The sequence below is a fragment of the Paenibacillus polymyxa genome (genome assembly GCF_015710975.1).
Taxonomy (GTDB): Bacteria; Bacillota; Bacilli; order Paenibacillales; family Paenibacillaceae; genus Paenibacillus; species Paenibacillus polymyxa.
The window spans coordinates 70032-95778 of sequence record NZ_CP049783.1 but is presented as its reverse complement, the minus strand read 5'-3'; the positions used below and the strand labels follow the sequence as shown (position 1 = coordinate 95778).

The following is a 25747-nucleotide window of genomic DNA, read 5'->3' as shown; positions in this document are numbered from 1 at the left end:
TATTGAGTCTCTTCTTTTTTTTATTTTAATTTTCAGTGCAAAGTATAAAAAGGAAGTGATTCAAGAACTTATGAATGACATGTTAAAAATATTAGTGACTGCCGACTTAAATGTCGGTACTAGTTTAAAATCCGTAAATGAAAAACTAAAGGCATTGGCGAATCATCCGTCTTTACAAAAGTTAAATGTGAAGATAAATATAGATCAAAGTTTCGTTAAGTCTATGAATAGCTTTGTTGCCGCTGCAAACAAATTGAATGTAGCGATGGAACAACAGAATAAAGTAGTAAACGAATCCACTACTACATATAAACGATTAGATGGAACCATTGAAAAGGTAACTCAGCAACGATTAGCAGATAACTCTGTTATTACGAAGTCGAATAAAATTGTTGATGAACATAGGCAGAAATTACAGCAAGAGACTGAAGCTTATGATAAGAAAAGAAAGTCAATCAAACAATTAGAATCAGAACTAAAAGGGTATAACCTAGCTACTGAAAAAGCAATCAAGAATGGCAAAGGGCAAGTTGTAGGATATAAAAATACATATGAGAACAAAGAAACTGGACAAAAAGTTACAGCAAATATTGATCAAAACGGGATTGTAAAAAAATATGATGAAATAATTAATCATGCCAAAGTCCTAAAGGATCAAGAATCTTTAGTTAATCAAATGTACAATGGACGCATCAAGTCCATGGAGCGAGTTAGAGATTCAGAAAGACAACTATCCACCAATCAACAGCAAAGCGTTCAAAAGAATGCTGAATTACAAAGAGCCGCCGAGTTAAAAAATCAACAATCAAGAAAAGAATATGCTGATTGGTGGACTCGAAACCTACGCCAACAAGAAATAGCTGAAACGAGTGCAAATCAAAAGAAACTTCAAAATCTGAATGAGTTTAAACAACAAGCCGAAGCAAGCGCTAAACGTTTAAATACTAAATATGGGTCAACAGTTAATCAAGTTGATTTGACTTCTCTTTTAAATAATGCTTCCAAATTAGATATCAATGATTCCAATCTGAAAAATAAAATTAAGCAGATTCAGCAAGGATTCAGAGATTTAGAATCTTCCGCTAAAACTGCAAGCACACAAGTTCAGTCATTTGGTGATAAGGTTAGCCATGCATTCAAGTCAATTGGAGCACATCTAATTGCTGGTGCATTATATGGGACTGTATTTTCTTCTATTTCAGAAGGTTTCAAAGGTATGGTTGACATTGAAACTAAGATGGCTGGCTATATTCAAACTAATGAAGATTATTTTAAAGGTCTGCAACATGGTGCTTTGGATATGCAAAAGGTCAATGACCAATCCAGACAATTCATCCAAACCGCACACGATCAAGGCGCTGCCATTAACGATGTAATTGAGTCTGCACGTCTCTGGGGTCGTATGTATAAAGATGTTGGTGTTGTTCAGACGCTAGTTCGCCAATCTACCATGTTGTCTACTGTTGACTTGGTGAGTCTTGAAGATGCCACAAAATCAATGGAATCGGTGCTAGCTCAATATGGTGTGCAACTTAAGAATACAAATGATGCACAACTGTATGGTGGTCGAATCCTTGATTCTTGGAGTAAGGTAGCGCACGAAACTATGGCTCCTGCTAGAGACTTAGGCGCAGCATTTGAGCGCACAGGTAAAATTGCTCAAGAAACAGGCGTTAGTTTTGATTTCATGAACGGTTTGATTTCATCGGGTATGCGTAACACCGCATTATCTGGTGAAAATCTAGGTAACATGTGGAAGACAGTATTGGGTACTATTCGTACAGGTAAAGCCGTTTCAGAGATTGAAAAATTAGGTGTCAAAACTAAAGACGTTGTAAACGGTGTTGAACAATGGCGCAAAGCTGAAGACATCTTACTAGATCTGTCCATTGCAGTCATTGATAAAAACTATGATTTAACACAATCATACGCTGCTATTTCTCGTGGTGTTTATCAATATGCTAAATTAGCCGCTTCATTAAATCCGGGTGATATTTTACTTGGTACGGCATATTCTATTGGTTCAACTGGTTCAACTTTGGAATATTTGACTACACAGATGGACACTATTTCTCGTAAAGCATCACAAGTAAAAACCTCTTTCATTGATATATTCAATACTGCTGGTAATGATGGATTGCGTACCATGATTAAGAGTGTACTCGATATCACAGACCAATTATTTATTGGTTTAACAAAGATACCTTCAAGTGTATTCGGTGTATCGACTGCTGTTGTTGCATTAGGTGCAGCGTTTCTTACTTTAAAATCACCAATCAAAACAGTTATAGATTCGCTAACCGTTGTAAGAGGTATTAGATCGGGATTAGTTTCTGTTACAAATACAGAAACAGCAGCAGTGACAGCCAATTCTGTAGCAACCGCTGCAAATGCGGTAAATTCTAAAGCCGCCGCCAGTGCTGAAGCTGGAAGAACTGTGGCAACCGAACTCACAACAGTTGCAATCAATCAACAAACTGCTGCTGCGGCTAGAGCTGCTATTACTACGGCTGTGGCAACTGCTGGTATATCACTTGCAATAGGGCTATTAGCTTCATTGGCATTTGGATTGGGTACAGCAGAAAAAGCGCAACGCGATGAGACACAACAGATAAATGATAATATTGAAGCTAGAGAGCGACAAATAAGTCAATATAAACGACAAATTGATTTCCTGCCTAAACTGACTAATGCTATTCAGAAGTATAAGAAAATAGTCGATTCTGGTACTCTATCTGCCCAACAACAAGCAAATGCCCAAAAGCAACTAGAAGAGATGTATAAAGCTGTTGGAATTACAATTGAAGAAGATGGCTTGAAAAGATTAAAAGCGGCAAATTTTAGCGAAGAAGCAATCAAGTATGAAATCGAACTATTAAAGAAAAAGAAGCAGGCTGAAATAGAAGCTAATGTTGAAAGTTCAAGGGTAGATTATGAAAAGAAAAAGTCTGCGAAAAATAATAATGATGAACTTCTTAAAACAGCAAAAAGTAAGTTAGCTAATTATAAAAAAGATTTGAATACTTTATTGAACGATAATTCGATTATGGGATCGTTCGCAAAAACGCCTGAAACTATTCAAGGCTATTACCAGATGATAGCTAGTGCTGAAAAAGAAGTTGAAACTTTAACGATTAGTCAGAACAAACTTACTGGCGAAATGGATGAAGCGTATCAAAAATATACAGCTAATATTGATGCTACCGATCAATTAGCTGGTGTTTCGAATAAATTGGCTAATGCTACAGATGATGCTACTGAATCTAGGGAAAAGTTAAACAAGACATTAGATGACTCTGCATCTGAACTTAAATCTTTGAATCAAGTCATGTATGACCAACAGAAAAATGGCTACCTAAGTGCTGAAACGGTCGCAGAATTGATTAAGAAGAACCCACAATTGGCTGCGAGTGTTAAGAAGGTCAAAGATGGATATGTGCTAGAATCTAAAGCAATTGAGGATTTAAGACAAGCTCAAATTCTGATGGTCAAACAAGCATTAGAAAGTGAAAAACAGAGAGAGATCAATAACGTCAATTCTGTTATTAGTAATATTAAAGCTTATGGACTTGAACTTAATAGCATAAAAGATTTAGCTGATGCCAAAAAAGCTCTTGCTAAGATTGATGAGGAAATAGCAAAAAGTAAGCTACCTATTACAGATGGTATTAGGGATGCTCTGAATGGGCTACTTCCAAAGAATCAGCAAATACCTGAAGGTCAAGGATTAACAACTTTCCGAACAAAGGCTTTAGAGGAACAAAGAGCTGAATTAGATAAATTCACATCTGCTCTTGAAGAGAAGTCTAAGATTGCTAAAGAGATGTTGGGTATTTACTCTGACCCCGATTTAGGAGTCAGTAAAGAAGCCACCAAGAAGAATGACCAATACAACGATTCTTTGTCAGAAACTAATGAAATCTTAACCGAAACACAGAAGAAACTTAAAGCTGTCGCTGCTGCACAGGACGATTTGGAAAATAAACGAACTAGAATGCGTAAAGGGTCTGCGGCATACCGTAAATCACTTGAGCAAGAAAACAAATTAATAGAACAACGAAAGAATCTACTCAAGGAAGGTATTGCTGATCCATCAAAACTGGTATCTACAAAAGTGACTACCACTACTAAAGGCGGTACTGGTTTGGATTCAATGGTTTCTGAAGCTCTTTCATTGTCTTCTTCCAAAACGTTCAAGTATAGTCAAGCGGCTAAATCTAATGTTAGTTATGACCAGTTCACTGCTACCGCTGTATCCGATTGTTCTCTATTCGTTCAACAGATGTTTAAACAATTCCTTGATATCAAACTTCCTCGAACTACGCAGGAGCAAGTAAAACAAGGTCAAGCCGTGACCAATAAAAAGGATTTACAAAAAGGTGACCTTGTATTCTTTAACACTGTCAAAGGTAAAGCCAATTCACATGTCGGTTTCTACATGGGTGACGGTAACTTTATGCAGATGGGTGATTCTGGACTAAAGCAAGGGAATCTGAACACTAAATACTGGGCAGATAGGTACAGTGGTGCCAGACGTATCCCCGGTGCTAATGCTATTCCAGATATTCAAGCTCCCACTACTTCTTCGTCTACTAAGGTCACAGGGAAAAACGCTGACTTAATAAACAAATATGCTGGAGCTAATGGTGTAGACCCTGCGTTAATTAAGGCGATCATTCAACAAGAGTCAGGTAATGGCGCTAATGGTATTAAAAATGTAATGCAGGTTAGCAGCCTTGGTAAAAACACTAATGTTGAAAGCAGTATTAAAACTGGAACTGCTATGTTTGCTAAATATCTCAATCAAACAGGTAACGTAGACGTTGCTCTAGCTATGTATAATATGGGACCAGGAATATTGGAATATTTCAATAAAAATGGTGGCTACAGTGTAGAGAACATGAAGAAGTTCTCTGCTATGCAAAAGCAGAAAACTGGTAGTAAAGTCTATGGTGATACGAATTATGTTGGCAATGTTCTTCGATATTATGACGGTGATAGTTCTAGTGTGTTTAGCGGTAAATCTAAAAACAAATATTCGCTCCCTTCTGCTTCTGATATGGCAAAGGCTAAGGAAGATGCACAGAAAACATATTCAGAACTAGATGAAAAGCAATATCAAAATAGAGTAAATTGGATTAATGACTATATTACTGAATCTCAAAATAAACTAGATAATATAGATAACTTAATCGCTATCTCTCAGTCAAAGCAGTCTATGTATTCGGAAACGTCCAGTAAATGGCGTAAAGAAGAAATGTCTCAAATAAGCTACATGACAAAGCAACAAGATGAGGTTCGTAAGCAGAATGAGTCATTGAAGAAGATGGTAGCATCTAAGCAAATAACTGCTGGTGAATTCGAGAAGCAAATTAGAGATAATAACGCCAAAATTGCAGAGTTCGACAATAGTATTCAAGAAAAACGTGTGGCTGTATTCAATAGTAATTTGGGCGAAAGTAGTGAAAAAGTTGAGAAACTCGGTAGAGAATTAGAGGTTACAAATGCCCAACTCGAAGCGTTAGATGAACATTCGCCAGAATATCAGAAGGTATTGCAGAAACAGATTTCTCTATATAATCAACAAAGCAATATTACCAGAAAAACAATTGCTGATTTAGACAAGATGATTGTCAGTGAAAAATTATCTGCTAAAAATAAGGAAGAATACATAAAACAACAAGAAGAATTGAATCTGAAACTTCTTGAGTACCAGAACGCAATCAGAAGAATCAAATCTGATGCAGCCGATAAGATTATCGAGGATTATAAGAAACAAGTTGAAGAGCAAAAAGATATTGCTCTAAAGGCTATCGATAAACAAAAAGAAGCTGAGGATAAGCGTCACGATCAGGCAACAAAAAATATAGACGATGAAGCAAAGCGTTTTGAGGATATGATTAATGCCCGAATCAAAGCGATGAATCGTTCTGACGAAGCAGACGACTATGAAAAGGAATTAAAGAAGAAACTTGATGAACGTCAGAAGTTACAGGATAGATTTAATAAGGAATTACTAGATAACTCATTCGAAGCTAAAGCTAGACGAAAAGATTTACAGGAACAAATTGATGCTAAAAATGAGGAAATCGACAAGTTTAAATTAGATCGTGAACGCGAACTACGTCAAGAAAACCTGAGCGACCAACTTGAAGACCGTAAGAAATATCTTGATAAATCCAAAGACGCTGAAGATAAAGCGCACGATGCAATAACGGACAATATTGAGAGAGAAAAAGATTTAACTGAGCGTAAATTTGACGATATCCTTGAAGATGAGCAACGGTACTACAGAATGAAGCAAAATCTTATGTCAGACGATAAGACAAAAGTTAAATCAACCATAGACGAACTGAAAGGCGAGTATTCTAATTTCTTTACGTTCCTTCAAGATCAAGCAACCGAGACAGCTAAACAAATGCAGAATATGCGTGATAGTTTGACTATGGATCAAAGCAAGCTTGATGATTTCTTGAATTTAGATAATGGTGGTAAAGGCAGTGGTTCAGGTGTAGGCATTGGAAATGGTTCAGGAAATGGCAAGGGCAATAGCGACCAAAAAGGAGATTGGCAGAAATACCTTTCAAACAAACAACAAGCCGAATCAATCTCTAGACAAGTTACACAGTTACAGCGCGAAAAGAAACCAGATAACAATAAAATTAAAAGTCTTCAAGCACAATTTCAGTCTCTTAAAGCTGAAAATGATGCAATGCGCTCAAGATGGGGATTTCCAGATGGAAACTACGACTATCTGGTTAAACAGAAAGTATTTAGTGCCGAAACTGGTGGTAAGACACCCGATAACATGGGCGGTAAAGGCATGTTCCTGTTGGCTCATGAGAAGGAATTGATACTTAATAAGAGCGATACGGCTAATCTGATTAAAGTTGTGGATGTTACGCGCAGTATCGTTGATAAAATAAGTGGTGGATTTGATGTTTCGAAGGTTACACCTGTAACGAACAATAATTCAGATTCCAGAATCACAAATAATTATCATGCAGAAATTACTTTGCAGGGTTCCAGTGATAAGAGAGCAATGAAAGATAATGTTCAAACTTTAATGAGAGAATTAAAACGTAATGGATTTGACATAAATATAAAGTAAGAAATTGGGGGGCTAAATTTAGCCCTTCTTTTATATTAAGGAGATTAATATATTGATAGGTGAAATAGATTTTAGCTTAAAACCAATACAACCACAATATTTTCTGTGTAAGCGAGATAGAACAATTATAAGTAAATTAAGTGAAGCTTATAATGACAGTAAAGAAACAAAGATAAACCAAGTATCTTCAATTGAATTATCCCTTCCTTTCCATATCGATATCAATCATCGTTTAGTGAAAAATAAGAATATTGAACTCTTACGTGAAAAGTATTTAATCAAAGTTATCGAAGGTCATAAAACTGAATGGTTTATGATTAATAATATTATCGATGATTCTACTGAGGAACGTGATGCTAGAACTGTACGTGCCGACTCTTTGACTTTCGAGCTAAAAGATAAAAAAATCCGTGGTTATAATAAAGAAGCGTATCATGCTAAACGAGTTATGGATGATTTGTTGGCTGATACTAAATGGGAGATAGGTACAATTGATGCTGATTTTCAATTAACTTATAGAACATTTTCCTTCGACAGTACAAATGTTTTAGACGCAATATACACTGTAGCAGATACATATAATGCAATTGTAAGATTCGATACAGATAAACGGCTAGTCGATTTAATTAAGCCGGAACTATTCGGTAACAATCTAGGCTTGACCTTTAGTTGGAATAAATATTTAAAAACAATGAATGTTATATCTAACGTAGAGGGAATTATCACACGATTATATGCATATGGTCAAGATGATATGGGGATTCAAAATGTGAATCCAACAGGGCAAAACTATATCGAAGATTTCACCTATTGGATTTATCCTTTTAACCGAGACAAAAACAGAAATGTTATTCAGTCTAGTTACTTTATGTCTGATTCGCTTTGTCATGCTCTGCTTGATTATGCAGATTTGTTGAAGTCCAAAAAGGGTTTGTATGACAGCTATCTAAAAGAAAGACAAGGTTACGAAAAACAGTTAAATCAACTTAATGTAGAATTGAATAAGTTGTTGAATGACAATTCCGTTTTGGGTGAACTACAAGTTACTCAACAGTTTGATGGTAAAATGTTTTTTGAAAAGTATCAACATAGTGGCAATAGCTCACGAACATTTGAGTTAAACAACAGACTAGGTTATGCCGTTATGATTAAGGTTGATAATGCAAACGGTGTGAGTGTGAGTGTTGACGGTTCAAACAAAGTTATTCAGTCAGGCAAATGGGTCTTATTAGATAAGTTTAGAGATAAGAGCAATACTACGGTGAATGTATCCGGTGGTTCTACTCAAGTATTTATGCAAGTAGCATTCATTTCTGTTGAAGAACTTGAAGCTTCAGGGAATGCCGACAAAATTATAGACAAGTACAATTACGACAATAAAGAGAACCAGATTAGAATAAAAAAAGAAGAAATACAATCTATAGAAGATAAAATTACAGATGTGAAAAATAGAATTAGTACACTTCAACACGAAACAAGTGAAAGTGTCAATTTTACAAATGAGCAGTTGTATGAACTAAAGGATTATATTATAGAAAAAGAATTTTCAGATAGTAAATACATAGATGAGCAAGATTTATATAATGCAGCACAAGAGAAGTTTAAAGAATTACAGGTTCCTCAACTAAGCATGGACTTAGACATTGTAAATTTCATGGAAATTGTAGAAGCTCAGTTTGATTGGAAGAAATTAAATCTTGGTGACTTTGTTAATGTAAAGTATGAACCAATGGAACTTAACTTGACTGCTAGAATCACAGAGATTAAATACGATTATGAAGGCTCAAATGTTAATCTTGTTGTTGCCAATGTGAAAAATGTTGCCGATGAATTTACCGATCTTAAAAAGGTACTTGAGAATGCAAATAGAACATCTGTAGCTGTAGACACAAGTAAGTACAGATATGATAAAGCTATTGTTGAATCAAATGACATAACGAAACAAATTGATAACTTTAGAAATAAAATTACCAATGAGATCAACATAGCCAACAATCAAACAGTTACCATCGATAGAAAAGGAATTACTTTAACTGATACGAACGATAATTTGAAGTTTGTTCGAATGTCTAACGGGATAATAGCCCTGACAGACGATGGCGGTCTTTCTTTTAAGACAGCGATCACCCCAACGCATATAGTAGCTGATAATGTATGGGGCAAACTTATAGTTGGAGTAAATTTGAATCTAGGTGATAATGATGGACTCTTAGATATAAGAGGTCCAAAATTCAGTATCTTTGACCGTTGTCATCGTGAAGTTCAACGTATTGGATTGCTGAGTACCGATCCAGATAGATTTGGTATGCAAATTAATAGATTCGAAGAACCGAATGTATGTGGAAATGATAAGATTTTGAATAGATTCACCTTCGATAATGTAGATGGTTTTAAGCTAGAGCGCAATCGTAATGGCACTTTTGAAAAGACACTCTATACCTCTCCCGATGGCGATTTGTTTATGAAGGGCAACTTTCAAGCTGGCGAAGGTGAAAGAGTTTTCCGCGTCGATAAAGAGGGCTTGTCAATGGGGAGTGGTCAATGGAGTTCATCTCCGTTCCACATAGATTACTACGGTAAAGTATGGATGGTTGGAGCCGATATTAGTGATTCAGTTGTTGTCGATAGTAAGTTCCAAGTTGGATCAGGAAATAGAATCGTTGTAATCGACCAGAACGGGTTGAGACTGGGGAGCGCAGACGAAAATACAGCAAATGCAGTAATTAGAATGGATGGTTCAGCTAGATTTAAAAATGTAGAGATTACCAAACCAGATGGAACAAAGTTGATGAATTCGTTAAACGGTGATCTTTTTCTCAATAATTATAACATTATTGGTGCTGGGATGGTCGACGCGCAGCTAATGGCGGCTAATATTTTTGCAGGCGATAGCGGTGTGATCACGGATCTGACAGCGGGTAGGTTGTCGACTTTGACAAATGCTGCCATTACTGATTGGTCTAATTACATAACTATTGAAGGTAATAAGGCTAGATGGATTACGGGTAAGGTCACACAGGGAGAACAGAAGAAACTTCCTGATGGAAGATTGTTGTATTGGGAAACATCTGCCCAATCTGGTAAGTACACTATTAATCCAACGGCTTGGCCTGTATATGTGTACGATACAAGCCAGAACCAGAAAATTAAAATGGAAGATGGATTTGAAGGTTCTGGGGATGCCAGTACTCCATATCGTAAAATGGGGCTTGGTGATGGAGCAACTGAGAATAGTGGTATAGGTTGGATTAAGAAGCCTAATGGCTCATTTGATTTCATCTACGGGGCAAGCAATACAGGTAAAGAGAGATCATTAAAATTAGGTGATGAAGGTGTGTTTATAACATCTCAGGATAAAGATGTTATAATCAGAGCAAAAGACATTAGTTTACTTTCATCTACTGGTGGTGCCACTAAGCTAGGAAATAGTTTAGCCTACATTGAATGCAAGGCGGACGGAACTATGGTCTTTAACGCAAAGCGCTATGACTTCATGTAATTGCATCTAAAATTTTCCACTCCAAAGACCGATAATAATGTAAAGACTAGCTAATTTATGGGGGTACATACTATGAAAAGAAAAATTCCAACATTCCTATTCGGTCTTGGAGTCGGAATACTTGTAACAACCAGTGTATCTGTTGGAGCATCTAACTTTGTTAAAGCAACATTGTTGAATACAAAAGTAATTGTGAACGGTACAGAAGCTAAACTGAACGATCAGCCTATTTCAGTCAATGGACGCAGCTACTTGCCTGTACGCGATACGGCTTCAGCAATGGGTTATAGTGTTAAATCAGCAAGTAGCAGCAAAATTGAGTTAGTGGAGGGGGGAACAAACACACCTTCCTCAACTTCTACGAGTACAACTACACAAACTACAAAAGCTGAGCCAGCAACAACAGCGGTTAAGCAAGGAGGTAAAACTTTTAACGTGGAGCAGTATGCAAAAGGAGATAAATTAGACAGTGAAAAGATTGCAGCAGCCATTGCTTCTGGTGAGTTAACGATTAACAGTCAGGATGCAAATGGAGACTCAATCCTTCATTGGGTAATTCGTAAGAATGACTATGCAACATACCTTGTGATCAAGAAGAATGGCTTGAATGTGAACGTAAAGAATCGTTCGTTTGGGGATACTCCTTTACATGAAGCTGTTAAAGATGAAAATGGTTTTTTCTTGGGTGAACTTAAAGACTTGAAGGCTACACCAACAATCAAGAACGCTGAAGGTAAATTACCAATTGACTATGCCAAAGCGAATTCTACAGCTAAATCTTTATTGGAAGTATACATGTGGTAATACTTAAGCAGTAGTAGAGAGGAAGCGGACTTAAACTCCGACTCCTCTTTTTAATGTTCACTTATCTATCAATATGTTATAATATTCCTTGGTAACAGAATGGCTTAGATGGGCGGTCGGCTAGTCTCCTGCAAAGGAGGTGATGCCTGTGGAGGTTAAAGATGCTCTGACATTAATGATGATGTTCGGTACGCTGATTGTAGCGTTGATCGGATTGATCGTCACGATTGTTATTGCATTGAACCAAAACAAACGAAAATAGACCGCCCCTGTGCAAAGGTAAACGGTCTATTTCGTTGAACCAAACCACGGCTGACCGCTCTTCAAGGCGGTTGTTACCAAAAGAGTAGGGATGTTCACCCATCCTTGCTCTTTTTTAGTATACGCTTCTTGGCTTTATTTTAGCATAAATTCATCAGCATTTACAATGCGGAAAAGACGGATAAATGAACAACAATTTTGAACATTTATAGGAAAGAAAACAATGTGAATTTTGTGATCGATAATATGTGTAAACAAGTAAGGAGTAATTCAACTACAAACCGACTTGATTTATCTATTCTAATTGGAGTCTCAAAAGGGAGATAAAAAAACAATGCTCAACTCACATAAATAAACGTCCATAATGGGCGTTTTTTGTTGTTCAATTTTTCACCCTTATTTCAACTTGAAATATCCCTCAATAAATCGTCTATTTTCAGACGAAAATCGTACAATTATTTTCCATTTGTGTCACGTGACATATTGTACGTGTTACGTGACACGTGCTATAATGAATATACGACAGATATAGTCAAAGGTACACAAAGCATAATCACACAGTATAAGTTACACTTTGCGGTGACATACTTTTAAGAAAAAAGTATTGTGTGTGGAGGTGCGTAAAATGTGTAGTGGTAAGGAGGATAAAAAAATGCAAGCAACTGAAATCAAACCAATTCGTCAAACTCAGATTTTTTTCGAAAATGAAACTGACTATAAAAATTTTATTGAATATGCCACAAGCAGAAAAAAAACAGACAATGAAATTATGAACCGAGTTCGAAAAGAACTAAAAGATCATGTGAGATCAGCTAAAAGAAAGTAGGCCATGATTCTTGTTAATATACGATGATATCTCTTCGAAATATATAAAGGATATTGAGGGACTTAGTTTTGCACAAACTCCTGATGAAATGTCTGTAGAGAATTTTTTAAAAGAGAAAGCTCTTTTGTTGCATGAACTACAAACTGCTAGAACCCGACTCTATTTTGATGACAATGATAAATTGGTTGGGTTCTTTACTTTACATAATGATTTAATTGCTATTAATCCAAAGCAGAGAGATAGATTAGAAAGTTTGTATGGATGGACACTTCCCAAAGATAGCGATCTAACTCAATTTCCCTCAGTAAAGCTTCATTATTTAGGTGTTGATACAAAATATCGTAAGCTGGGCTATGGAAAATATATGGTTCTAGAAGCTATAAAGATTGCAGCCGACATATCTGAGTTGAGCGGATGTAACTTTTTGAACGTGGAAGCTTTAGAAAGTACCGTGGAGTTTTACAATAAAAGAGGATTTAAATGGCTATCTAATAACGGTAGTTTAGCAAATATGATATTCAAGCTTGGTGAAATGGATGAGCCGGCTTATGAACCAATACAATACGATTCAGAAACCCTAAATAAGATGGTTTCAAGACTTGTAAAGGCTTGGGAAGAATTAGACTTAACACATTTAGCTGTTGCAAATATAACAAAATTAGAAGAATCAGATATCGAAGAACTAGAGTACGGTTCATCTCCTAATATAGAGACAATTAAGCTTATTTCGAGTGCATTGGGTGTCCCTATGGAAAATCTATTAAAATAACAACAAATCAGAGAGTCAATCCAATTATGGGTTGGCTCTTTTTTTTATCATTTTATATCCTAATAAACAAAAATAATGAAATAAATTATAAAAAGAACACTTGTTCTCTTGTTATGTATTATGCGATATGGTTTAATGTAATTACAGCAGATAAACAAAAATAATGAAATTAAAAAAACTAGTCGGGAGTGATTGGAATGAATGCAACATTGGAACGCGAAAGGGTGGATGCGAAGTTAATCAAAAAATTTGATGTATGGATGGCAGACTTAGGTAAACCAGAAGGAAGTGTGCAAGCTGGAGTTCGACCAGTAATGGTGATTAGTAATAATATAGGAAACAGATTTTCTCCAGTAGTAGTAGTAGTTCCAATAACTGCTCAGATTCAAAAAGCAAAACTACCAACTCATGTTCTTATGAGAAAAGAAGATTGTGGCATTGATAGGGATAGTGTGGTTCAGTTTGAGCAGCATATTACAATTCTAAAAGATAAGTTAAGTGTAAAGTTTTTTGAAGCTCCAGCAAAATATAGAACAGTAATGAATGATGCCCTACATATGAGTACAGCAGATATTTAATAATAGAATTAATATATATTTGGAGGAAGATATTATGCAACAACTAACGTTAAACGAAGTAGACAATATCAAATCGGCTCATTATGTAGTTTTTGATCGACCTATTCACGAAGTGCCGATGGAAATTACATATGGTAAAGTTTACGAGCTGTTTAGTTATCCAGAAACTGAAATGTATAGCGAAGAGTTCTATGTTGTAAATGAAGCAGGCATACAAAGTATTACCCCAATGTTGCTATGTCCGCAAAAATACTATATTTAATTCGTTAAAACACAAAAATAATTAAATGTTGACAAACAATAAATAACTAAATATAATGAAAATATAGAAAGGAGGTGATTGAGATTCAAACTATGATTAACGAAGGTGTTGATGTCGGGCAAGCATTGTATACTCTGAATCGAGCAGCTAGAAGATTGAATAGATTACTTTGGTACAACAAGAAAATGACAAACGGTAAATGTGCCAATCACAAACTATTGAAGCTACAGCAACAATATTATTCTTTGAAAGAACGCGCGATTGCTAATCTAGTAGACAGCGGATTGGCAGAAGTAGTTGGGATACATAGCAAAACTGACCTGTTTGGAAATAAGACTTATTTTACATATTATAAGGTTGGCGATTACAAGTTCCATTTACCAGCAACACAAAATGAAAGTTTACCCTATCTTGGTGAGTATTTGAAATGCAATAGTGAGTACAATTACAAGAATCCAATGCGAGTTTCGAAGGCTGAATATCTGATAGAGAGCTACATAAAAGAAGGAGACATGCAAAATTAGTACTGCAAATTGTCATGAAGGCAAAATGTTTATCTTTGATCAAGCTATTGCAGTAGTTGTCACAGATAAATACTTTGGTGAGTTTGAGTTAAATTTATTTAAAAATAAATATGGATATGAACCAATGGATAACATCAACTCATTTTGTCAGTTTGTTAGATGGCTACATGAACGAAATGTATCTTGTTACATTGAATTGAATCCTAATCACACCAAGAAAGAAATAAAAGAAGAAATCAAATTTATCAACAGATTAAAAGAAAAGTATGGGGTTATACCGAAAGACACTGAAGTAAGATATGTGGTTAATGTAGAAAGGTACAGATCAATAATTGATTATGATGGTAAAAGGTACGAATCTGTTATTAGTAGGAATATTGATGAAGATAGAGCATTCTATTTAATCATCTATGAGATTGACAATGAACATAAAGAGGAAATACTAACATTGCCCGATACTGTTTTTAATCTTAAAGACGCAACAGAAATAGTAAAGTTGATTGTCAAGTGTAAATTCAAGCGAATCAAGTGGAAAGAAGAATAGATAAAATAAGGATTTTACACACAAAATAATAATATATTAACGGAGGAATGAAAATGTACAAGTTTTATATCCCAAAAGACTATTCTATTGAAGATACTTTGTATGGTGAAGATCACGATTTAAAAGATCACACTAACAAGAGCCTATTGATTACATTAAGCATTCAATTAGATACTCTTTCAATGTTGCCCCAAGGTGAAGGGAAAAGCTATTTCATTTCTACCTGTGTCAATCCAATACTAGAAGAAATTGATAAGCGTCTCTCGAAATTAAAATGACAGTCCAATATCATGAAGGGAGGTGAAGAGTTGGAGCAATACAAAACATCGTTTCAACATGAGGGAAAATATTATGAAGCTGTTGCTAAGAATTACAAGATTTTCTGTCCAGACGCTGACTTTAGTCTTACTATCTACGAGGTTGAGAACGAAGAGTTGAATGAGATTTACATTAACCCACATAACATTTACAACCTTAGAGACTGTAGTACAACTATTCGCACTCAACTGAATTGTAAAGGTAAAAGAATTAAATGGATTGAACAATAAACATACATATAAAGGGAGATTTAAGATGACAATCAAGCAATGTGGAATTGAAGAGGTAATCAAAGTTGTGACTAACAAGGGAGCTGGCACTGATAATGATCCAATACGCGAAGTTGTTCAATATTGGAACAAGAGTGGAAATCTTATTGTAGAAATTGACTCAATCAAATAACTAAAAGGAGATATTTAGATGTCAACTATTACACAAGAACAGTGGGATCAAGCCATTGAGCATGCAGAGTACTATCGAGAACTTTATAAAGAAATCCCTACAGGAATTTTTGGATTACACTTTCTGAATATTATGATTCAACGATATGAGTCAGGAGAAAGAACCGTAGAGTTGTACGAAGATATGATGGATGTTGAATAAGAGAAAATAATGAACTGATAAAAACATAGATACATATAAAGGGAGAAAATTAAATACTATGACAAACAAAAACATTAAAAGCGCTGACCAACTAATGATTGATTATGCTCTATATGTGGGACAACTCGCTATTGAAGCCCTTGAGCCTGAAGTAACTAGCGACGACTTTGTATCATATATTGTTGATCCAGAAGAATATATTGATCTCACTAATGAACTTGCAGAGCTTCCTTCTAGAGAAGTAGCTAAAGATTTTCTAAGTCGATTTTATAAATCAGAACAGATTGAAGAATTTTTAAGTCGCTACAATTGGGAATTAATATTTTAGATATTAATTAAATAGGATAGGGTGTATGCTCTTTGCATACTCCTTGTTCAACAAATACATATAACAAGGAGTTAAATTGTATAAAATACGTATAGGTTCACACATAAATGATTTATGTAGTCCTAATTTAACGGTAGATGAAATAAAAAATCAACTCGCCAAAGCAGAACAAAGTCATGAATTATTGAGAACAAATGAAATCCAAGATGAAGATATGTTACTAACTGCTCTGACTGAATATGCTAGACAACAAGGACACAATGTGGTTGTTGATACATATAAAAAAGCGATTGAACTACGTGAAAAATACGATTATAAATACATCTACGGTGCTAAGAATTTAACAAATTTAGTAAAAGGATTATCAACGACTATAGTCCATTATGATGCACAGGACAGGATCTTTAAAAATTTAAACGATGCACGTATTCCTATAGCTACAGGATTCACTAATTTTTATATTTTCAATGAGTGGATCAGATTAGCAAATAAAGATACTTCATTCGGTAAAGACAATACTGAAATGTTGTCAGTATTAGATGGGCGGTATATCTCAAACGTCTTTGAATACAAAAAAAGAAAATTTTATGCTGTGTCTACAGATACTTTGTATTCGAAGGGTATGCTCAAAGACCCAAAACATGAGAACGATTATTATCAAAGTGTGGTTTTATACGAATTAATTGATAGGAAAAAGATAGAGGTATTTAGACAGAACGTTGAGGGGTTAATTTATTTTAAATTTTGGCTATTATCATATTTTGGAGTAAAAAAATTGCCGACGATTAAATGGACAAAACTAAAATAATCATAATGGAGATGGAATAATGAATAAATCATTAACAGTAGATGAAATGAATAAGGATTATGCACTTTATGTAGCCTCATTGAGTTTCGAAGCACTAAGCATCAATGAACCACACGCACATATTTTAACTGCATCATATATTAAAACGCCTGATGATTATTTAGATGATACGATTGAATGGGGAGAACAACCTTCAAAAGAAGCGACAAAAGAATTTTTGAATCAATTTTACGTTCCTGAATCTACAGAGAAAATTTTAAATAGATATGAATGGGACGGAAAATAAGAATGACAAACGAAGAATTTTTACGTAAATGTGACGAGCCAGTCGATATTGAGAAAGTAGAAAGAGCCATTGAAAACTTGATTCACGGTAAACCTAGATTTAGTATTCCTGTTCAACCTGACGATGATGATGTTCTAGTTAATAGGGCATTACAAGAACTTAAGAGATTGAAAAGTAAGGTCAAGTAAAAGATAAGTTTTATCAAAACATACATAAAGGGAGTAATTAAATGGATAAAAATTTTGAGATTAAAAAACAACTTGATGAACTTGATTATTGTGTAATGCTAATGGTAAGCGCATCTATAGACCTAGATAGAGATGGAAAATTTGATTATGCTGAACAAGCTCTAATCAAAACATATAAAGAATTGTCTGGAATTCTTGCTGATGATTCTCCAGCGATACCAAAAATAAAAGCAACAAGCGCAATCGTTTATCTTAATACTATGATTAATAAGATTCATACATATGAAAGAATTTTTAAAAAGGCTTCAAATGAAGCTAAACGTATTTGTACCTGTGTGCGAGATAATTTAGATGGGGTAACGAAACAGGTTAAGAATGACTTTGAAAATAAGAAGGCTATGATGCTCGATATTGATTCAAATATCAGACAAAAGTTTGAAGTGAGCTACCCAAAACTAAAAGAATACAGCTATTTTTTTGATCTTCATCCACTGACGAAAGACGAGTTCCTTGGGCTGTTTTCCTTTAATCGGGATAAAGATAAAGACGATGGGAGTAGAGCAAATTATAAAGGAACGATTGAAGCAATCAATGATTTGCCAGATATGATTGATGGGAATGCGTTCTTACAATTCGCTGCTACAGACAGCGTTCTATTGAATGACCGTGCTCTAGGCAAGTTTTTGATGCATGAAAGCTATGAGATGTTGAAACAAGGTGGATTCGATATCTTTGACATGGTTCAGGATATTGTAGGGCAACCACTGCCATCATTCACAAGTACAGTGGATGAGCTTGGGAATATCACAGACATGAAATTGAATAGACCAAATCTTAAACTCGTGTAAGGAGAATACATAATGAACCGATTTGAGTTAAATCATTTAAGCAGAAAAGTAATTAATGAAGCTAGTGAAGAGCTTGGTTTTAGCCTTGAACCTCACATTTCAAACGCAACCCAATTATATGTGCGGAGAATGCTTCTTGCGTATCATCAAGAATTGATTGAAAGAGGATTGTTGAACTATCGTCAAAGTGACGAAGGTTAGGTCCCAAGCGCTTGTAAAATCGACCAAACAACACTGTAAATAGATAGTTAGGGACCTTTAGTTTTAAGTAAAAGACTGATTTGATTTTGTGGCATACATCGTACTTAATCGTCTGTATTTGTATCACGTTGTATGACATAAATAAAAAGGGAGTTAGTCGTTTGAAAGATAAATTAGTTTTTGGTAACAGCCTTTTACTAAAGGTGTATGAAGAAATAAACAAGCAGGCTGAATTGCTCTTATTGAATGCAATTGAGGAATCCAAGAAAAGTGACATGACATATATAGTAGATATAGGTGGTATCAATCAAACTCAAAAAATGGTTGCTACACTTATTGATGCAGGATTGAAAAATAATATTTGTGTTGTTCTTGGACGTGGTGCTATAAATCCATACAAAAGGTCTGAACGCCAAAAGTATATCTACAAAGAATCAGATTTTAATTTAACAGATCCATCTAAAAGACCGAATGAAATTCTAGTATCTGCAAATGTTGATATTGATAATCTGGCGTTGTCGGATAAGGACAGAATCGTAGGCGGCTTTATGGATCACGACAAATATAGACGTAAAGTAGAACGCTTGACTAAATTGGAAAAGAAATTGAGAAGGGAGGTGAAAAGAAATGGGTTACGTTCTGACTGATTTTTGAGTTTACTCTGATTATCCTAAAAAATTCAGCAAAAAAGGAGGGAAGAATTAAATGAGCATTTTGAATCTATTGTTTAGAAAGCGCATTAAACAGATTGAAACTAGAGCCTACACACAAGGAGTGCAAGAAGGAATTTATAAAGGAATCGAACTTATGAGGAAAGCCAATGAAGGAGTGTTTGTCCCGTCTCCTTTTGGTGGAGGATACACAAAGTATCTTTGTTCGGACGGAAATTTGAGAAGATACAGAGATAAAATGTTGTATGAAACAAATAATAAGAAGATTTACAGTAAGGAATACTTTGATATGTTAAATGATAATTTCACCAAAATAAAAATACATAATAAAAAGGATGAATAATATAATGAGTAATTCTAACAAAGAAGCTATCCAATATGAAATCGATAGATTTATAAATCTATCAAACTATTTAGGTTATGCACTAAACGATCTGGGGAAAGCACTAGAGTCAGTTGAAGAAAATTGTCAAAAGTTTCAGGATAATCTTTATGCACGACTGGAAAATGAACATGTAATTGAGAAACTTTCGGATATGATGTCGCATCGTATTTCAGAATATAATTATTCACCAAAAGAAATCATTGAATATCTCTCAGATGAATGGGATTATCTCACAAAAGAAGAGCAACAAAAACTTGGGGTATTAATTGCTGGACGAAACAATTTAGATGCTTTTGTAGAATGGATGAATATTGGAGTTAAATCCATAAATCGAAATTTCTCTTCGCAGTCTTTGTATACCTCTCCCGATGGCGATTTGTTTATGAAGGGTTCATTGTTTAAATCTAATTCAAAAGCCGTTGAACCGAAAAACGCAATCGTAATTGTCCCGAATAGAAATGAAAAAGACAAGCTATTTGAGATGTTTAAATTGCTCTTAAATGAACAGCTAAATGAAACTACACGAACTAATGAATGTGATGAATTGGAATCAGATAATTTCAATATTAGAATTATTGTTAAGCCGGGTAATGGTAACTACTTAAAAGGGCATAGAGCTAATTATGTATTGAATCTAACGCAAGATGTTGAATTTGATAGTAATGTAGCAAAATCCATGGAATTCAATTAAAACATATTAAACTTCAGTGCCTACCAAGTTGGTAGGTGCTGTACTAAAAATTAATTAAAAGGGAGAACAATAAATGAATGAAAAGAACTATCCGCAGCTTGGGGATACATTGGATACATATCGGTTACATTTTGGAGCTAATCACGGTAACAATAATTTGGCTAGATATTATCATGAAGGGCTGAACATTGTTTGCGCTGTTAATGAAAATCAGCAAGTATATAATATTTCTGCTGAAACAGACTCAATAGAACAGGCTAAGGAGCAATCGGAACGTTTTCTTCCAGTAGACGCTACTTTGATTGAGCAATTTAATTTTGTTGGTGAAACAATCTATCAATATCATAGCGACACATTAAGAGAGTTGGATTTAGAAAAGAGTTATGAAAGTGGATATGCTTTGATTTATGTAAATGGATATGAAGGCGATTGTTATGTATCTTTTACGGTAGCAAGTGGGAAAGAAGTCTAAATAAAATAATAGTTTTATGAGAAAGGATACGACCTATTTGACAAAACTAATTTGTGATTTTTTAAATGATATTCAGAACAAACATACATATACTCATGAAGATATTATTAGTGGAACTCTAGGCGAAGGCATACTCATCTGTTCTTTGTACGAGAAAGCTGAATTATATTTTAAAATGAAGTCAAATGGAATAATTTTAGAGACAAATATTGATGAACTAATTTAGATTTAAATAGCAAAAATACATAGACTAAGGAGATAATATTACATTGAAAAAATCTGATCTAGAAACAGTTAGTTACTTGTTTGCTACTATTTTGAGTGAACAAGGATTAAAAGACGATGCCACTTTTAGAATTATTGGTTTAGCTCAAGAAAAATTGATAAGTAATAGTTCTGGAGATGAAGCTATTGGAATGTTAGGCGGCAATGATGAGTACTGAACTAGATACATACACAGAAGAAAACCAAGTAAATAACAGTACATATATAGATGAAATGGTAAAGGCTTTAGAAGCATATCCACCATTGTTAGATGTAAAACACATCATGGAAATACTAATGGTGGGTGAAAATGTTGCCTATCAAGAAATGAAATCAGGAAAGTTCCCAGTCATGAAGGTTGGCAAACTGATGAGAGTCGCCAAACCATTCTTTGCAAAATACATAATCGAATCCTCTTGCGGAACTGAATAATATGTGTATAATTATGAACATGCAATGAAGCATCTAGATGTTGAGCATGTTCTTTTTTATTGTTGTAGTGGTCACTCAGCGGTCACGCCGACAAAAAAAATAGGTAATATTACTTAAAACTAAATAAGGTTAATTAGCAAGTTAAACAAGGAAAACCCTTGGTACAATAAGGTTTTCTAAGATTAATTAAGGCTAATTAAATGTCATTTTCTTATCAAGAGCAGGTGGAGGGACTAGCCCGATGATACCCGGCAACCGGCGATTTTTATCGCACGGTGCTAATTCTTGCAGGACTCGCGCTTTGTACAAAGAAGCGTAGCCCTGACAGATGAGAGAGGCGCATATGGATACAAATATGACCTTTCTCTAACCGAGAAAGGTCTTTTTATTATATGCCCGGCATCTCTACCAGACGATTTTCGCACAACTTACCGATCAAGGAGTGAGTTTACATGCCGATTAAAATTCCAGATACACTGCCTGCTAAGGAAGTACTGGAGGGCGAAAATATTTTCGTAATGGACGAAAGCCTGGCTTATCATCAGGATATTCGTCCGTTGCGCATCGCCATTTTGAATTTGATGCCTACGAAGGAAACAACGGAAACCCAACTGTTGCGTCTGGTCGGCAATACGCCGTTACAAGTGGATGTCACGTTGGTGCATATGAAGTCACATGTATCTAAAAATACATCGCAAGAATATTTGAACATGTTTTATAAAACGTTTGATGAGATCAAGAACAGTCGTTTTGACGGCATGATTATTACAGGAGCCCCCGTAGAACAACTTGAGTTTGAGGATGTGACCTACTGGGCGGAGATCCGGCAAATCTTTGAGTGGACGAAAACAAATGTTACTTCGACCATGCATATCTGTTGGGCCTCACAGGCAGGCTTATACCATCATTTCAATGTTCCGAAATACGGGCTCGACACCAAATGCTTTGGGGTATTTCCACACACCGTTATTAAACCTAAAGTGAAACTGCTACGCGGCTTTGATGAACTGTTTTATGCTCCCCACTCTCGGCATACCGAGGTTCGGCGGGAAGATATTGACCATATTGCCGAATTAGAAGTTTTATCCGAATCCGAGGAAGCTGGAGTGTACCTGGTAGCCACGCTTGATGGTAAACAAATTTTTGTAACAGGGCATTCTGAATATGACCCACTTTCGCTGAAATGGGAATACGATCGCGATATAGCCAAAGGACTGGATATTGACGTCCCCAAAAATTATTATCCTAATGATGATCCTGGACGCATACCGCCCTCGATCTGGCGGGCTCATGCCAATTTATTATTTTCAAATTGGCTTAACTATTATGTATACCAAGAAACACCTTATGATATCGGACCTCAGATTTAAAAATGGGTTTGTAGTTTACCCTTATACAGTACCGCCTTGCAGTAGCGCAGCAGTATAGTCTTGGACATCCATTTTTGCAGCATATGTTATAGCACCTACTATGGAAGTGAACAGGAGGATTCATATGAGTGATAAGCAGTGGAGAATCGAAAGCAGATTGGCACAAATCGGTTCAGTAGAGGAGCCAGTAACCGGGGCTGTTAATTACCCGATTTACCAATCTACGGCGTTCCGCCATCCCCGTCTGGGTCAAAGCACAGGGTTTGATTACATTCGGACGATTAATCCCACGCGAAAGGTACTGGAAGAGGCTGCTGCTGCACTTGAATCTGGTGATGCAGGCTTTGCTTGCAGTTCAGGTATGGCAGCGCTGCAAACGGTATTTGCTTTGTTTGGACAGGGAGACCATCTCATTGTATCGCTGGATCTTTATGGCGGGACCTATCGTTTGCTAGAGCGTATTTTATCCAAATTTGGTGTGACCGCAACTTATGTGGATACAAACGATCTCGAAGCACTCCAACAGTCATGTCGACCGAATACCAAAGCTGTATTCATAGAAACGCCTACAAACCCGTTAATGATGATAACTGATATTCAAGCGGTGGCTTCATGGGCATCACAACATGAGTTGCTTACTATTGTAGATAATACGCTGCTAACACCATATTTCCAGCGGCCATTGGAACTGGGTGCGGATATTGTGGTACATAGCGCAACCAAATATTTGGGCGGGCACAACGATGTGCTGGCAGGGTTGATTGTAACCAAAGGAAAAGAGCTGTCAGCTGAAATTTCCTTCCTGCACAATTCCATAGGGGCCGTGCTTTCCCCGAGCGACTGTTATCAGTTGATGAAGGGGATGAAGACGTTAGCGCTGCGCATGGATCGACATGAGCATAATGCAACGGTGTTGTCTAATTATTTACTGACGCATCCGGCAGTGGCGGAAGTATTTTACCCGGCGCTTGAGGGCCATCCAGGTCGTGAGATACAAAATAAACAATCCAGCGGAAATACGGGTATTTTCTCTTTCAAAGTAAAGGATGCTCGTTATGTGGAGCCTTTGCTTCGTCATATTAAGCTTATTGCGTTTGCCGAAAGTCTAGGCGGTGTGGAATCGCTAATGACTTATCCTGCTGTGCAGACACATGCGGACATACCGGCAGAAATTCGGGATGCAGTCGGGGTAGATGACAGGTTGCTTCGTTTCTCCGTAGGTATCGAGCATACAGATGACCTGATTGAAGATTTGCGTTCGGCACTGGAAGCGGCACGTCAAGAGGTAGAAGGAGGGGAGCAGCAATGATAGAGGATGCGAGGAAGATCGGAGAGGATCAGGACAAAGGGCGGAAATTCGCAACCAAGCTGCTGCATTTTGGCTCTGAAATTGACAGTGTTACAGGGGCATCGAGTGTCCCGATCTATCAAGCTTCGACCTTTCACCATCATGATATTTTTAATCCTCCACAGCATGATTATAGCCGTTCAGGTAATCCGACACGACAAGCTTTAGAAGATTATATCGCATTATTAGAAGGCGGAGCTTGCGGTTTTGCCTTTGCTTCTGGTATGGCTGCTATCTCCACTACATTTATGCTCTTATCTGCTGGTGATCATGTCATTGTTACGGAGGACGTATATGGAGGAACATATCGACTGCTGACCTCCATCTTGAAACGGATGAATATCGAAACGACCTTCGTCGATATGACGGATCTCAACCTTGTGAAAGAGGCGTTGCAGGAAAATACAAGGGCTGTGTATATGGAAACCCCCTCTAATCCGACACTTAAAATTACCGATGTGGCAGGAATAACCTCTTGGGCAAGAGATAATGGGCTATTGACGTTATTGGATAATACTTTTATGACACCATATTATCAACGTCCGATTGAGCAGGGAGTCGATATTGTATTGCACAGTGCGACCAAGTTTTTAGGTGGACACAGTGATGTACTGGCAGGACTTGCGGTAGCGCGTACTGAATCATTGGGAAGACAAATCAAGCAGCTGCAGAATGGATTGGGTACCGTGCTGGCTCCGCAAGAGTCTTGGTTGCTTATGCGTGGGATGAAGACACTAGAGGCGCGTATGGCTCACAGCGAAAAAAGTGCAGCTAAGCTTGCAAACTGGCTAAACGAGCACAATGACATTGAAGCGGTATACTATCCGGGTTTGGAGAACCATCCAGGGCGTGCAATTCATGAGAGTCAATCGAGCGGTTATGGTGCAGTGATATCGTTTGATGTGGGTTCTGGTGAGCGTGCAAAAGAGGTCCTCAGTCGTGTACGTATTCCCATTGTGGCGGTGAGTCTGGGAGCTGTGGAAAGTATCTTGTCGTACCCAGCAATGATGTCACATGCGGCTATGCCGCAAAGTGTACGGTTGGAGCGCGGGATTACAGACGGACTACTTCGTTTCTCCGTAGGTCTGGAGGACATTGATGACCTGATCCGTGATCTGGATGAGGCGCTGAGCTAGAACGTTAGCACGTCCATAGCATCTCAACGTTATACGAAGGAAGCAAATAGGTACAGCCCTAAGCAGCAGGTTTCCGGTATTCAGGAGACTTGCTGTTTTCTATATGAATGACATGATAGACAGTGTGAAAAAAGGCACTTTTCAGTCTAAGTATGGTTCCTTACCAAAAGATATGTTAGTATTATCATTAGGTTTTACTATGCTAAATAGCACAGACAAC

28 protein-coding genes and 1 riboswitch are annotated in these 25747 nt (G+C 36.5%); all 28 genes read left to right on the top strand.

Annotated elements, in window-relative coordinates; translation table 11 throughout:
• Positions 1-70 precede the first annotated feature (70 nt).
• The 28 genes from G7035_RS00465 (at position 71) to G7035_RS00335 (ending at position 25527) form a co-directional block, all read left to right on the top strand.
• Complete coding sequence (locus G7035_RS00465) at positions 71-7111, top strand: NlpC/P60 family protein (RefSeq protein ID WP_019686740.1); 7041 nt, start codon at positions 71-73, stop codon at positions 7109-7111.
• A 52-nt stretch (positions 7112-7163) separates the two neighbouring features.
• Complete coding sequence (locus tag G7035_RS00460) at positions 7164-10610, top strand: phage tail spike protein (RefSeq protein ID WP_019686741.1); 3447 nt, start codon at positions 7164-7166, stop codon at positions 10608-10610.
• Positions 10611-10682: 72 nt separating this feature from the next.
• Positions 10683-11414, top strand: a complete 732-nt coding sequence (locus G7035_RS00455) for a stalk domain-containing protein (protein WP_019686742.1) — start codon at positions 10683-10685, stop codon at positions 11412-11414.
• 148 nt (positions 11415-11562) lie between these two features.
• Positions 11563-11676 carry a putative holin-like toxin gene (locus G7035_RS27120; protein ID WP_019686743.1) on the top strand — a complete coding sequence of 38 codons (114 nt, stop codon included), beginning with the start codon at positions 11563-11565 and terminating at the stop codon, positions 11674-11676.
• 651 nt (positions 11677-12327) lie between these two features.
• Positions 12328-12501 carry a hypothetical protein gene (locus tag G7035_RS00450; RefSeq protein ID WP_019686744.1) on the top strand — a complete coding sequence of 58 codons (174 nt, stop codon included), beginning with the start codon at positions 12328-12330 and terminating at the stop codon, positions 12499-12501.
• A 10-nt stretch (positions 12502-12511) separates the two neighbouring features.
• Positions 12512-13270, top strand: coding sequence for a GNAT family N-acetyltransferase (locus tag G7035_RS00445; protein WP_019686745.1), 759 nt, complete (start codon positions 12512-12514; stop codon positions 13268-13270).
• Between the two features lie 197 nt (positions 13271-13467).
• The gene (locus tag G7035_RS00440; protein WP_019686746.1) at positions 13468-13848 is read left to right on the top strand and encodes a type II toxin-antitoxin system PemK/MazF family toxin; all 381 of its coding nucleotides are present in this window, start codon (positions 13468-13470) and stop codon (positions 13846-13848) included.
• Positions 13849-13882: 34 nt separating this feature from the next.
• Positions 13883-14110: a hypothetical protein gene (locus G7035_RS00435; protein WP_019686747.1), complete on the top strand. Its 228-nt coding sequence runs from the start codon at positions 13883-13885 to the stop codon at positions 14108-14110.
• Between the two features lie 74 nt (positions 14111-14184).
• Positions 14185-14634: a YkyB family protein gene (locus tag G7035_RS00430; protein ID WP_196478888.1), complete on the top strand. Its 450-nt coding sequence runs from the start codon at positions 14185-14187 to the stop codon at positions 14632-14634.
• Between the two features lie 25 nt (positions 14635-14659).
• Positions 14660-15178 carry a hypothetical protein gene (locus G7035_RS00425; RefSeq protein WP_019686749.1) on the top strand — a complete coding sequence of 173 codons (519 nt, stop codon included), beginning with the start codon at positions 14660-14662 and terminating at the stop codon, positions 15176-15178.
• Positions 15179-15231: 53 nt separating this feature from the next.
• Positions 15232-15456, top strand: coding sequence for a hypothetical protein (locus G7035_RS00420; RefSeq protein WP_019686750.1), 225 nt, complete (start codon positions 15232-15234; stop codon positions 15454-15456).
• Between the two features lie 295 nt (positions 15457-15751).
• Positions 15752-15898, top strand: a complete 147-nt coding sequence (locus G7035_RS00415) for a hypothetical protein (RefSeq protein WP_019686752.1) — start codon at positions 15752-15754, stop codon at positions 15896-15898.
• A gap of 18 nt (positions 15899-15916) precedes the next feature.
• A complete protein-coding gene (locus G7035_RS00410) occupies positions 15917-16099 on the top strand; it encodes a hypothetical protein (protein WP_019686753.1) in 183 nt (60 codons plus the stop codon).
• 58 nt (positions 16100-16157) lie between these two features.
• Positions 16158-16427, top strand: coding sequence for a hypothetical protein (locus G7035_RS00405; protein ID WP_019686754.1), 270 nt, complete (start codon positions 16158-16160; stop codon positions 16425-16427).
• 76 nt (positions 16428-16503) lie between these two features.
• Positions 16504-17235 carry an adenine nucleotide alpha hydrolase family protein gene (locus G7035_RS00400; RefSeq protein WP_019686755.1) on the top strand — a complete coding sequence of 244 codons (732 nt, stop codon included), beginning with the start codon at positions 16504-16506 and terminating at the stop codon, positions 17233-17235.
• A 19-nt stretch (positions 17236-17254) separates the two neighbouring features.
• Complete coding sequence (locus G7035_RS00395; RefSeq protein ID WP_019686756.1) at positions 17255-17521, top strand: hypothetical protein; 267 nt, start codon at positions 17255-17257, stop codon at positions 17519-17521.
• A gap of 2 nt (positions 17522-17523) precedes the next feature.
• Positions 17524-17709, top strand: a complete 186-nt coding sequence (locus tag G7035_RS00390) for a hypothetical protein (protein WP_019686757.1) — start codon at positions 17524-17526, stop codon at positions 17707-17709.
• Between the two features lie 41 nt (positions 17710-17750).
• Positions 17751-18557 carry a hypothetical protein gene (locus tag G7035_RS00385; RefSeq protein ID WP_019686758.1) on the top strand — a complete coding sequence of 269 codons (807 nt, stop codon included), beginning with the start codon at positions 17751-17753 and terminating at the stop codon, positions 18555-18557.
• A 12-nt stretch (positions 18558-18569) separates the two neighbouring features.
• Positions 18570-18758, top strand: a complete 189-nt coding sequence (locus G7035_RS00380) for a hypothetical protein (RefSeq protein ID WP_019686759.1) — start codon at positions 18570-18572, stop codon at positions 18756-18758.
• Between the two features lie 161 nt (positions 18759-18919).
• Entirely contained in the window at positions 18920-19405 is a 486-nt protein-coding gene (locus tag G7035_RS00375; protein WP_019686760.1) for a hypothetical protein, read from the top strand.
• Positions 19406-19463: 58 nt separating this feature from the next.
• Entirely contained in the window at positions 19464-19772 is a 309-nt protein-coding gene (locus tag G7035_RS00370; protein ID WP_019686761.1) for a hypothetical protein, read from the top strand.
• Positions 19773-19776: 4 nt separating this feature from the next.
• Positions 19777-20505 carry a hypothetical protein gene (locus G7035_RS00365; protein ID WP_019686762.1) on the top strand — a complete coding sequence of 243 codons (729 nt, stop codon included), beginning with the start codon at positions 19777-19779 and terminating at the stop codon, positions 20503-20505.
• 73 nt (positions 20506-20578) lie between these two features.
• The gene (locus G7035_RS00360) at positions 20579-20977 is read left to right on the top strand and encodes a hypothetical protein (protein WP_019686763.1); all 399 of its coding nucleotides are present in this window, start codon (positions 20579-20581) and stop codon (positions 20975-20977) included.
• Positions 20978-21246: 269 nt separating this feature from the next.
• A complete protein-coding gene (locus G7035_RS00355; RefSeq protein ID WP_019686765.1) occupies positions 21247-21420 on the top strand; it encodes a hypothetical protein in 174 nt (57 codons plus the stop codon).
• A complete protein-coding gene (locus G7035_RS00350) occupies positions 21407-21673 on the top strand; it encodes a helix-turn-helix domain-containing protein (RefSeq protein WP_019686766.1) in 267 nt (88 codons plus the stop codon). The genes G7035_RS00355 and G7035_RS00350 overlap by 14 nt, the downstream gene beginning before the upstream one ends.
• A gap of 208 nt (positions 21674-21881) precedes the next feature.
• A riboswitch (SAM riboswitch) is annotated at positions 21882-22008 on the top strand.
• A gap of 117 nt (positions 22009-22125) precedes the next feature.
• A complete protein-coding gene (metA, locus tag G7035_RS00345; RefSeq protein WP_019686767.1) occupies positions 22126-23043 on the top strand; it encodes a homoserine O-acetyltransferase MetA in 918 nt (305 codons plus the stop codon).
• Between the two features lie 124 nt (positions 23044-23167).
• Positions 23168-24352 carry a PLP-dependent transferase gene (locus tag G7035_RS00340; RefSeq protein ID WP_019686768.1) on the top strand — a complete coding sequence of 395 codons (1185 nt, stop codon included), beginning with the start codon at positions 23168-23170 and terminating at the stop codon, positions 24350-24352.
• A complete protein-coding gene (locus G7035_RS00335) occupies positions 24349-25527 on the top strand; it encodes an aminotransferase class V-fold PLP-dependent enzyme (protein ID WP_019686769.1) in 1179 nt (392 codons plus the stop codon). Before G7035_RS00340 ends, G7035_RS00335 begins: the two co-directional genes overlap by 4 nt.
• Positions 25528-25747 lie beyond the last annotated feature (220 nt).